The sequence below is a fragment of the Serratia sp. Nf2 genome (assembly GCF_003028435.1).
GTDB lineage: Bacteria > Pseudomonadota > Gammaproteobacteria > Enterobacterales > Enterobacteriaceae > Serratia > Serratia marcescens_L.
Genome location: NZ_PYTW01000001.1, coordinates 1053748 through 1065102 on the forward strand (window position 1 = coordinate 1053748; position 11355 = coordinate 1065102).

The window sequence follows — 11355 nt, forward strand, 5'->3', positions numbered from 1 at the left end:
AGAGAAAAAACAATGTTCACTATCAATGTAGAAGTACGTAAAGACCAGGGTAAAGGTGCGAGCCGCCGCCTGCGTGCAGCAAACAAATTCCCAGCTATCGTTTACGGTGGCAAAGAAGCTGCAGTTTCCATCGAATTGGACCATGATTCTGTTAAGAACATGGAAGCTAAACCAGAATTCTACAGCGAAGCAGTAACTCTGGTTATCGACGGTAAAGAAACCAAAGTTAAGGTTCAGGCTGTACAGCGTCACCCGTTCAAGCCAAAACTGGCTCACATCGACTTCGTTCGCGTTTAATCGCTACGATTTCGAACCTTTCGGGACGCCGAAATAAAGAACGCCGCAATTGCGGCGTTTTTTATTGTCTGCGATTCGGTACGCTTACTTGCCGCTGCCGGTCCGGCGCTGCAGCTGATCGCGCAGGTTCGGTGGCGTGCCTCTGATGGTCAGCGTGTCGGTGGCCGCATCCCAGAAAATACGCTCGCCCAGCAGCATGGCGTCAAAGTTCAGGCTGATGCCGCCGCCGCTGCCGGCAAATTTGGTTAGCTGGCGCAGCGTGCCGCGATCCGCCGGGAAGCTGTCTTCCAGCTCATACCCTTGCTCGCTGGAGAATTGCATGAAGTCTTTCTCGCCGACCGGCGACAACTCCTGCGACAGAGCCTGCAGTTCAATCTCTTCGCCCGCCTGCAGCTGTTCGTTGCAGTAGCTGTACACCTGCTGGCGCACCGACTGGCGTTCGTTCTTGTCCAGCTGCGCATCAGCGCAATAGTCGTCTACCGCCTGCAGCAGCCCGCGGTTTTGCGCCTTGGTGTCCAACCCTTCGGACGCCGCCAGGAAGTCCATGAAGAAGTCGGCGACCTTGCGGCCCACGCGCCCACGCAGGAAGGTCAGGTAGCGGGTCGATTCCGGGTTGGTTTCCCATTCGGTCAGATCGATGCGCGCGACGATATCGGCGTTGTTGATGTCTAGATAGTGCGTGGTGTTGATATCCAGCTCTTCGTTGACGCGCATGCTGTTACGGCTGTTCAGCACCGCGATCAGCAGATACTCCACCGCCAGATAACGGTATTGACCAAACAGCACCACGCCGCCTTCAGCGAACGGATACTTCGCCAGTTCGTCGCGCAGGCGGCCGGTCGCCGCGCGGCTAAAGGCCAGAAAGTCCTTATCGTCCTTGCGGCAGGTGCGCAGCGCTTCCGCCAGCTCGCTGCCTTCGTTGAACAGGCCCAAGGCCTTGCTCTTGGCACTGTAGACGCGATGCAGTTCCGTCATCATTTCTTCCACCGCCGCGTTGGTGGGAAGCAAGGAATCGCGCAGCACCACGTCCAGCGTTTGCTCGTCGCGTTTCACCAACTGGTGCAGAGCGATCTGGTCGATATCCAGACTCATGGTAAATCCTCCTGTTCTTTAGGCGCGTATTCAAACACTGAAGGCCCCGCCCTGCAATACTAAAAAACCGCGGCAAACCGGAAAGGCGCAGCGAGGGCCCGCCCCGGCGCGGGCGAACAATTTCCCGAATGACAGGAAGTGATAAAAGAGCGGAAAATCACTGTCCTATACGGTAAGATAGGGCACTTTGCAGATTACTAAGCGCAATTTTATGCCACAATCATCCCGTTACAGTGACGAACACGTTGAACAACTGCTCTCAGAGCTGGTCAATGTTCTGGAAAAACACCATACCCCCACCGATCTTTCCCTGATGGTGCTGGGCAACATGGTCACTAATTTGATCAACACCAGCGTTGCTCCCGCGCAGCGGAAAACCCTGGCGAGATCGTTCGCGGAAGCCCTGCAGGCTTCTGTCCGTGAAGATAAAGCACATTAATATTGACTTATGGTGACAAACCGTCAGCGTTATCGTGAAAAAGTCTCCCAGATGATCAGCTGGGGGCACTGGTTCGCCTTATTCAACATTCTGCTCGCCCTTGGGTTGGGCAGCCGCTACCTGTTTGTCACCGACTGGCCCGCATCCCTGCTGGGCCGGGTCTATGCCTTTGTCAGCCTGCTGGGGCATTTCAGTTTTATCGTGTTCGCTGGCTATTTGCTGGTGCTCTTCCCGCTCACCTTCGTGGTGATGTCGCAGCGGCTGCTGCGATTTATTTCCGCCGCACTGGCCACCATCGGGCTCACGCTGTTGCTGGTCGACAGCGAAGTGTTCTCCCATTTCCACCTGCACCTCAATCCGGTGGTGTGGGATCTGGTGGTCAACCCGGACCAAAGCGAGCTTTCGCGCGACTGGCAGCTGATGTTTATCTGCGTGCCGGTGATCTTCCTGGTGGAGATGCTGTTCGGCACCTGGAGCTGGCAGAAGCTGCGCAGCCTGAATCGCCGCCGTTTCGGCAAACCGCTGGCGGCGCTGTTTATCAGCGCCTTTTTCGCGTCGCACCTGATTTATATCTGGGCCGACGCCAACTTCTATCGCCCGATCACCATGCAGCGGGCCAACCTGCCGCTCTCGTACCCGATGACCGCGCGCAAGTTCCTCGAAAAACACGGCCTGCTCGATCAGCAAGCGTATGAGCGCCGCCTGATGCAACAGGGCAACCCGGAAGCGGTGGCGGTGGAGTATCCGCTCAGCGATCTCAGCTACGGCGAGAAAGGCAGCAGCTATAACCTGCTGATGATCGTGGTGGACGGCATTCGCGCAAAAGACATGGCACAGGACATGCCGGCGCTAACGCGCTTCGCCCAGGAAAACGTACGTTTCAGCGATCACTACAGTTCGGGCAACCATGCCGATACCGGGCTGTTTGGCCTGTTCTACGGCATTTCCCCGACCTATCTGGACAGCGTGCTCGCCGGCCGCAAGCCGTCGGCGCTGATCACTGCGCTCGGCGATCGGGGCTACCAGCTGGGGCTGTTCTCCTCCGATGGCTTCAATGCCAGCCTGTACCGCCAGGCCCTGTTGACCGACTTCTCGCTGCCGACGCCGGCGCCGCAAAGCGATGCGCAAACCACGCAGCAATGGCAGCGTTGGCTGACGGATCAGGGTAGCAAAGAGCCGTGGTTCTCCTATATCAACTTCAGCGGCGCCGAGCCGGCCGAAGGCGACAAAACCCCGGCTCCGGCCGACTTTATTCGGCGCTATCGCACCGGTGCGCAAGACGTGGATACCCAGATAGCCCAGGTGCTGGACACTCTGAAACAGCGCGGCCTGCTGGATAAAACCGTGGTGGTGATCACCGCCGAGCACGGCGTCGAGTTCAACGACAGCGGCAAAGGCCAATGGGGCGCCGGCTCCGCCTTCAACCAGGCGCAGCTGCAGGTGCCATTGGTGATCCACTGGCCGGGCACCCCGGCGCAGACCATCAGCAAGCTGACAGGCCATAACGACGTGATGCGCACCTTGATGCAACGATTGCTGCACGTGAAGACCGCGCCGAAAGACTATTCGCAGGGCGAAGATCTGTTCACCGCCCAGCGCCGCAACGACTGGATCGCCACCGGCGATGGCAATCAGCTGGTGATCACCACGCCGACGCAGACGCTGATGCTGGACAACAGCGGCAACTATCGCGTCTACGATCAGAACGGCGAAGAAATAAAAGACGAGAAACCGCAGCTTGCTCTGCTGCTGCAGGTGCTGACCGATGTAAAACGCTTTATCGCCAACTAACTGCTTAAAACTAAAGCAATCAAGTGGCGAGGCGCTTGCATTAACATCGGGAATCGGTAGTATGATTTTTCATAGCGTCGGCATGTAGCGCAGCCTGGTAGCGCACCGTCATGGGGTGTCGGGGGTCGGAGGTTCGAATCCTCTCATGCCGACCAAAACACCTTTGAAAACCAACCTGTTACGGTTGGTTTTTTTATTTATGCAAATTGTGCATGGTGAAATGATGGTAAAACCATGTCAAAACCCACGACAAACCTGAGCTACTATTACCCTAAAATCCCCCATCCGAGAGGCAGAAAATGGGCAGCATCACCCTCGCCGGCCGGCAGATCTTCATTCTCAACGAAAACGACAGATACCCAGAACCTCAGCAGAACAGCCCGCCAATGTTCGCAATTCGCGAAGACGAGGAAGGCCAGCACTGGCTTTATGTGTGGCACAAGAGCCGCTGGCCGCTCGTATCAGAAACGCCATTCGAAACAGAGGGCAAAGCCGTTGATGCAGCACTCGCATTCGACTTTGCCACGCTGTACAAATAGCCGGGTTCCATCCCGGCAGTCGTTATGCGAGGTACGAAATCGCTCTCTCCATATCATCTTCGCTTAGCGCGGTAGGCCAGTAGACAACCTTCTTGATGTGACCATTAAACCAGTTCTCCGGTCCAATGTAGGAGCGCCCAATAGCCAAACGGTTCAGCGCCGGCGGCAGAGCGGTAACCGATCTTGAATACCAGTTGAAACCATCGAACAATTTCAGATTCAGGCTTGGTGTATCAAACGAAAAAATCGCCGACTGCTCCGAGTCCCTAACTGGCGACAGGCTGTAAATCTCCAGAGATTGGGACACGCCAGCGGCATCAGCTGCCGCCCATTGCGCGCGGCCATTATTGGTTGTCAGGTTTCGGTATGAGAAACGAAGGCTGGCGCCGGCGGCTGTATTATCAAGCACGGCCGCGCACGCCAGGGCGTTATACACCCCGCTCACCGACTGAATGCTGTGCGGATGTACGCATGTCATCAGCACCGTGCCGCCTGTAGCAGAGACGAAATCAGCACTCGTTGGTGTGGTACAAATATCTGCCGCGCGAGAGCCCTCAGCGCCAGATGTTGGGATATACGATGAAGCCCCATCCCGGCGCTCTGCCTGAGCGCCCCAAATCCATACAGACCCAGGAACGTCAGGCACATACGACGGCAACGCCGCCGCACTGCTGTCACTCTTTGTCAGCGCCAGTGTAAACTGCGGAGATACTGATAGCGTCGGTGCTATGGTAATAGCACAGCGATACCATCCGTTAGCGTGTTGCTCCATAGTCGCCTGAAGGACTTGCGGTGAGGACTTACCGATCTTCCCATTGCCCAGGTCAAAGTTCACAAACTGCGTTGTGGCCACGGCACCCTGGGCAGCTATCTGCAACACACTGCCAGTGTGCGCCTTTGCCCAAATACTGAAGGTATAGGGCTGCGATGCAGTGGCATCCATTGTGGTAATGGCCAGCAGGGTATGCGCTGATGCTGTACTCCCAGCGGTTTCAATCAATTTTGTGGCCGTAACATTCCCATCTGGAGACTTTTCACCGTTGGCAGTCACAGCAACATCGGACGCTGTCCAGCTCGCTGCCTGCGTAAAGTCCTGGCTGTATGCCAAGCGGTTATTCGACACAGACTCTGTGCGAATGCCCAAACATTCACCTGTGACCGGGTGGTATTCAATTGCTGGTTCGCCAGATTCAAGGTACTCGATCAACCCGGTAGCTCCAACGCGTGTAGCGGTGCTTGCTCTCGAAAAACCAAGAACCTCGGCCAGATTTGCAGAGCGCTTAACTTGGCCAGTGGCATATTGCATGACATACCGAGAGCTGGAGAAGTCAGCAAACAATGCAGCGCCGACGGGTAACGGTGCATTTGAGCTGGGTAAGGTGCGCTGGGAGCCTTTAAACGTTCCGTTGCTTTTTAGTATCGTAGCCATTATTAAATTCCCGCATTAAAGTTGGTTGTCACTCGCGTTTGGGTGCCGCTAAGGTTCAGTGAATTCTGTGCGTTACCGACACAGTGGTTAAACGAGATATCGACATCGGTCAGCGCCCCGGCGAGATTTACAGGATATTGCTGAGTTACCGTTGCCTGCGTGTCGCGGATTTTATTGTTATTGATTGAGCATGCCGTAAATGGAACCGAACTGTTCACGCCATTTCCTAATTCATTCTTCCCGTTACCCCAAATTTTATTGTTAGTGAAGTCGCAGTTGATAACCTCTTTAGCAGCCTCAACGTTAATTCCGTGGCGACCATTTCCATAGATATGATTGCTATCGACAGTTTCATTTTGCATTACGACATTTTTATTGGTGTAGCGGAAATTCACCCCATCCTTACCATTGTTTGTTATCTGATTTTGTGAATATATGTTCCACCCAATCAGTGGGTCTGTTTTCGTACTATACGAATAAACACCATGCTCTGTATTGGAATCAATAATGTTGCTAATACATTGTGCACGGCGACCGGGTTTTCCATCATTATTTGTTCCAGGATAACGAAGAATCCCAAATTTATTCAAACGCATCTGATTACCGATTGCCTGGAACCCATCGACGCCACAATCAGCAAGTCCAGCATAACCGCCCATAAGAATATTACTTATGGCAATAGCGCCGCGGGCCGCGCCGCCCCCTTGAGGCTCAAGAAATAGCGGGAAGTTCGTCCCGTTCTTGACAGTATTGAACGCCATATACAAAGGTTCGTCATCAAGAGCGCCGGTTCCGATACCAATACCCGAAGCGCCAAGCGGACGCTCCCATATCCCTGCACTCCATGCATTGGGAGCCAGTCGGCCAAAGTTTTCAATGCGACAACGAATAATAGAACAGTTGTCGGCCATGTCGTTACCCAGCGCTGTCGCGCCGATGTTCAACATCGTGACATTGTCCATTACGCAGTTTCGCCAGTGCTTTATGTAGGTTCCTTTAATGTCAGGAACGTACCTTTCACCAGGTAAGAGCACCTGATTTTCACCTTCGATGGTGAAATTACTCATCAGAACGTTTTCAAGATAATTCGTCAGCGTTCCAGCATACTTTATTGCTGTATTCTGTTTGTATGGAAGTAAAACAGACCTATCACCATCACCAACAATTGATACATTGTTGCGCGGGATGATGAAAGTAGATAGCGGGTAATAAGCCTCTGGTAAATAAACCACACCACCTCCGTTCCAGCTCAGCCAATCGATCGCACGCTGAATGGCGTATGTCGCATTTTCTCCAGTTTTTGCATTAAAACCGCACTCCCTGACATCGAGTACCCGGCGATTTTTAATCAGACCCTCAATCTTTTTCTGTTGAGAACTCATCATATCTTGAATGGACGATTGCATATCAGGTAAGTGGAGGTGTCCATACTCATCAACAGCACCATATGCGGCATTATTGGCGTCAGATAGAAGGTTAAGGTAGGGGCCTTTGTTTTTGTCAAGGGACTCAATTTTATCCTGAAGACTACCATCAATACCAACAACGTGAGAGCCTCCAAACTCATCATTCACCGCAATAGTGTTGCCATTCGCATCAGATGATAACTCAATATTATCATTCTCATCATGGCTAACATATACAGCTAAATCATTTGCTCCGAGCGACCCAGCAACTTCAACAGCAACACCATCTTTATTGATGTATGTTTTGAATCCGTTCCCGACACCCTGTCCAACACGGAAACTTTTACCGTTTGGCGTCCCGGCAATCCCAGCAATCGTGCCGTCAGGGTCTTCTGGTGTGGTGTAGTAGGTATTGGCGTCTGCGACGTTCTGGGCGTTGTCTGCTGCCTGCTTAGCCTCATCCGTATACTGCTCAATGCTCTTTTGCGCACCAGTTATCTCATCTATGCGATCGGCAACCTGCCGGCGCACTGTCGGGAATGGTTTTTGAAACCGATCGTAAGCCTCATCTTGTTCGCCGTTAAGGAAGTCATCATAAGCAAGGGCGTTATCGTTTAAGTCCTTCATGCTGTTAGAAGGACGTGGGTTTCCGGTGTTGTATCTTTGGGCCATAAAATTTCCTGATGGTAATTTTACCGTTGACATTTAGCGAGGTCTAACGCCCGCTGAAAGGATAAGTTTTTTAGTCAGATCGCATCTACACTGCATCGGCGACTACGCGGCGCTATCCGCCGATATTCGGCTCTTTGCTTAGTCGGTTGCTTGTTGCGTGCTGTGGGGGTTCAGCACAGTGTCTGTGTGGACAACACCATCAACAGGAAACCCTTCAGATGACATAGGTGGCTCTCCGAAATGGTTATAGACTCCTTACAAGAAAGTGGCCTCGCGTCACATATGGAATCCGTCGTTGAATGCTGTTAAAATCTTTTATTATTAGATTGACTTAGAGATTTAAATGAGTGGAGTTTATGTTGGTAATATAATTTCGAGGGGTAACAACAACCTTGATTTAATCCGTCTATTAGCGGCAATTTCAGTTATTGTTTACCACTCTTTTCCACTTAACCCTCAGTGGGGATTAACTGACCCCATAAAAGACATTTTTGGCTACATGACAACTGGCGGCTTGGCTGTTAAGATTTTTTTCTTTATAAGTGGACTTTTGGTGACTAATAGTTTGTTATCAAGAAAATCCACCATCCATTTCGTGATCTCTCGCGCATTCAGAATATTCCCCGGACTGACTTTCGTTTTGATTTTAACCGCATTAGTTATTGGACCTATATTTACAACCATGCCACTTGTTGATTATTTCAAGTCATGGCAACCGCTTATATACATACTTAAAAACTTATCACTGCAAACTCAATACTTCCTACCAGGACTATTTGAAGGCAACAAGTATGGGGTGAACGGTTCTTTATGGACTATTCATTATGAAGTATTTGCCTACGTAGTGCTGCTTGGTATTTACTTGTTTGGCATTGGGAAAAGCCAATGGTTATCGTCATTGGCTTGCCTCTGCATAATCATTGAGCCAATCTCGCCATTAAAAGGCGTTTTATTTGCATCATCCGATAATAATGCCATATACCTACTAGCACCGTGCTTTGCCCTTGGATCCTTACTAGCAATAAATAAAGATTCATATAAATCGAACATAATCACACCAGTGATTATATTTGTCTCACAATTTATTTTTACCAGTGAGGCAATTTCTTCATTATTAATATGCGTATCCGTTTGTCTAGCCTCACTCCATATTTCATCATTAGAGATAGTAAAAAAAATCAGAGTAAGGCAAGATATTTCATACGGCGTTTACCTATGGGGATTTCCTATCCAACAGATTATATCTCAAAGCTTTCACTTTGGATTCTTTGCGAATGTATTACTATCAATATTGCTGACGATGGTGATCGCGCTAGTTTCATGGATGGCAATTGAGAAACCTGCAATTAATTTCGCGAAACTAATTTTGACAAAGGGAGTTAATTCACCATCCGTTAGGAATACTCATAAATAACAATCACACCGGGTGCACCTGCATACCCATTAACAGAAGCAGAAGATGATTGCCGAGCATTCCCACCACCACCACTACCGAAACCGCTTCCATCGGATCCGGTAGTGCCTGAACTCCCAGAGCCTATTCCCGAACCGCCAAATTGAGATGGGGCACCATCCCCGCCCACGGCGCCGGTTGAAGAGTTAAAGAACAGTCCAGAGCCCCCACGGCTGCCTCTTGATGAAATTATATTTCCCACACTGGGGTTTGCTCCTGGAGCCCCCCCTACAGCGATGAATGCGAAGGAGGAAGAACTTGTTGATGTGGTACCTCCGCGCCCTCCAGTGGCTGTTACCAATGAACCGAATTTGCTATCACCACCGTTAGATCCCGCGTTTCCACCGATGCCGCCCGCGCCGCCTATACCAATAGTTATCGCAGCCGAGTCTCCTATGGCTGTATTATCGATTTTGGTGCGGACATAGCTCCCAGATCCACCGCCGCCACTAACAGCTGCATTATCGGCAGATGTGTCAGAACATCCCCCGCCGCCGCCGCCGCCGCCCACAGCCTCTACGACCACATATCGCATTCCAGGTGTCGGAGTGTAGGTTCCTGAAGAAGTGAACGTTTTTATGTTTAATAATCTTCCACTACCTACTTTTTTTTCTATCGCTTTTGCCACCTGATTATCATCAGCAGGATCTAATTCCATCCCTGCACCTTCGACCACGCCAATTAACTCGCGCTGGAAAGTGTTCAACATCTCCGCATTGATAATGGTCGGCGGGATGCCCTGCGCCACATTACCATTCGTATATTCACCGTTTGCATCTGCTGTATCAGTTGTGCTTCCTACTTTTCTCATGATAACTCCTGAAATTTGATATAGATTTGATTAGAGATAGCCCGATGCAGTGTCGAACATATCGGCAAATTCTGGGGTAACGTCGTAAACGCCCTCGTCGTTAAATCCAAAATTGATATAGCCAAATTTAACGATCGTATGCGAAGGTGCGAGCGCGTTCATTCGACACTCAAGCTGCTTATTCCCCCATGAACGCAGCGGATCTCCGCAGTAACTCATCCCGGCTCGGGCATAGGAAATGGTTGTTTCCTCTGCCTCCACCAGCCACACAAAAGGCCAGTCGTCGCCATTTAACCCATCGCCACACACAGACAGCCCGGCGCGCGCCTGACGGTATTCCTTGATGGTGATGTTGTAACCGAGCGCTCTGGCGATACCGATAAAATAGGTGCGTGACTGGCCTCCGGTACTGATAAATTTTGATACCACGGCCGCCTGGCGTTTCGCTATTGTGTCAACCTCACCGATCGAACAGTCATCCGGCAAGCCGAGAGTTTTTTCCCACTCAGTCAGCATGATGGTTGCGGTTTCAGGGAAAGCGCCCACAAGCAACGCTATCGCATCGTTATCGCTACGCTGAAACCCTGTAGCCAGAGCCCGAATAACTGCCCCCTGAACCCCGCCAGGGTCGCGCGGCCACGCTAACCCGGTCGGGATCAACGCCTGTAGCGCGCGCGAATACTCCTTTACGGTAAACTGGCTCATGTGTAGTTCACCTCGCCACGCACCGGCAGTTCCCCTACCCCCAGATCGATATTCGTTGTTGGGAAAACAAGGATAAAGCCTGCTGTGCCATCAATGTCTCCGATTGCCCTGTTCAGGTCAGAGAGGAAGATCTTGCCATTGCCGACCGGCGTTCCACCTTCGAAAAAGACATTGTCGATAGCCGCCGCAATGGCCGTGGTAATGTCACTGCCAACATGCGAAATGCCGCTGATCTCAAAATCCACCGTCTTGGCCACTGGCGAACAAACGTAAACAAGCGCAGTGACTGGCGCGCGTGGGTAGATGTAATCAGCCACACGCCCCTGATCTCCGGTAGCCTTCTGTGCGCCCCAGTCATCCAGCTGAGAAATACCGTCAGTCCCTACCGGGAAACCGTGATTGGTTTCGTCGTTGCCATCGCACATGATGTACACCCCAACCGTACCGGCCCCCATCAGGCGCCGTTTGGGCCAGCAGCGTGTAACGCCAGGTACCGCCAGCGCCCACTGCTCGTAATCTGTGTCGCTGCCACCCTGGGGCGGATGTTGATAGGCAAGCAGCATACGGGCGCGGAAACTTTCCTGTGCCTCAATGTCTGCTCCGCCGGTGGCAGGCTCGAGCATTACGCCGCTGGCATCAATGCCGGGTAGAGAAACATCCAGTGTCAGGGTCGTGCCGGCATCCGCATTGCCGTCAATACCGCCCCCTGTCGGGTCGTCGA

At 51.8% G+C, this 11355-nt stretch carries 11 protein-coding genes and 1 tRNA gene; 6 read left to right on the plus strand and 6 right to left on the minus strand.

Going from position 1 to position 11355, the window contains the following annotated elements; all coding sequences use genetic code 11:
• Positions 1–12: 12 nt before the first annotated feature.
• Positions 13–297 carry a 50S ribosomal protein L25 gene (gene rplY, locus C9411_RS05000; RefSeq protein WP_019453645.1) on the plus strand — a complete coding sequence of 95 codons (285 nt, stop codon included), beginning with the start codon at positions 13–15 and terminating at the stop codon, positions 295–297.
• Positions 298–381: 84 nt separating this feature from the next.
• Here the strand turns inward: rplY and yejK are convergent, their stop codons facing one another.
• Positions 382–1389 (minus strand): nucleoid-associated protein YejK, encoded by a 1008-nt coding sequence (yejK, locus tag C9411_RS05005; RefSeq protein ID WP_063988779.1) that lies wholly within the window; start codon positions 1387–1389, stop codon positions 382–384.
• A gap of 211 nt (positions 1390–1600) precedes the next feature.
• Between yejK and C9411_RS05010 the strand changes: the two genes are divergently transcribed.
• The 4 genes from C9411_RS05010 to C9411_RS05025 all read left to right on the plus strand — a co-directional run bounded on the left by C9411_RS05010 (position 1601) and on the right by C9411_RS05025 (position 4158).
• A complete protein-coding gene (locus C9411_RS05010; RefSeq protein ID WP_004935782.1) occupies positions 1601–1828 on the plus strand; it encodes a YejL family protein in 228 nt (75 codons plus the stop codon).
• Positions 1829–1837: 9 nt separating this feature from the next.
• Positions 1838–3619, plus strand: coding sequence for an LPS biosynthesis-modulating metalloenzyme YejM (yejM, locus tag C9411_RS05015; RefSeq protein WP_107226571.1), 1782 nt, complete (start codon positions 1838–1840; stop codon positions 3617–3619).
• 78 nt (positions 3620–3697) lie between these two features.
• Positions 3698–3774, plus strand: a tRNA-Pro gene (locus C9411_RS05020).
• 144 nt (positions 3775–3918) lie between these two features.
• Positions 3919–4158 carry a hypothetical protein gene (locus C9411_RS05025; RefSeq protein ID WP_060421804.1) on the plus strand — a complete coding sequence of 80 codons (240 nt, stop codon included), beginning with the start codon at positions 3919–3921 and terminating at the stop codon, positions 4156–4158.
• 22 nt (positions 4159–4180) lie between these two features.
• Here the strand turns inward: C9411_RS05025 and C9411_RS05030 are convergent, their stop codons facing one another.
• Together C9411_RS05030 and C9411_RS05035 are read right to left on the minus strand one after the other, a co-directional pair.
• The gene (locus tag C9411_RS05030; RefSeq protein WP_107226572.1) at positions 4181–5587 is read right to left on the minus strand and encodes a hypothetical protein; all 1407 of its coding nucleotides are present in this window, start codon (positions 5585–5587) and stop codon (positions 4181–4183) included.
• Between the two features lie 2 nt (positions 5588–5589).
• Positions 5590–7665 (minus strand): right-handed parallel beta-helix repeat-containing protein, encoded by a 2076-nt coding sequence (locus C9411_RS05035; RefSeq protein WP_107226573.1) that lies wholly within the window; start codon positions 7663–7665, stop codon positions 5590–5592.
• Between the two features lie 343 nt (positions 7666–8008).
• Here C9411_RS05035 and C9411_RS05040 point away from each other — a divergent pair, with 343 nt between their 5' ends.
• Positions 8009–9079 (plus strand): acyltransferase, encoded by a 1071-nt coding sequence (locus tag C9411_RS05040; RefSeq protein ID WP_107226574.1) that lies wholly within the window; start codon positions 8009–8011, stop codon positions 9077–9079.
• On the opposite strand, the gene C9411_RS05045 is transcribed toward C9411_RS05040, so the two are convergent.
• The 3 genes from C9411_RS05045 to C9411_RS05055 all read right to left on the minus strand — a co-directional run.
• Complete coding sequence (locus C9411_RS05045) at positions 9060–9929, minus strand: phage tail protein (protein ID WP_199200112.1); 870 nt, start codon at positions 9927–9929, stop codon at positions 9060–9062. The two genes, C9411_RS05040 and C9411_RS05045, sit on opposite strands and share 20 nt — an antisense overlap.
• A 30-nt stretch (positions 9930–9959) precedes the next feature.
• Complete coding sequence (locus C9411_RS05050; RefSeq protein WP_060433271.1) at positions 9960–10634, minus strand: YmfQ family protein; 675 nt, start codon at positions 10632–10634, stop codon at positions 9960–9962.
• Positions 10631–11355: baseplate J/gp47 family protein (locus tag C9411_RS05055; RefSeq protein WP_146158863.1), on the minus strand; the 725-nt coding region annotated here is incomplete at its 5' end. The genes C9411_RS05055 and C9411_RS05050, both read right to left, overlap by 4 nt.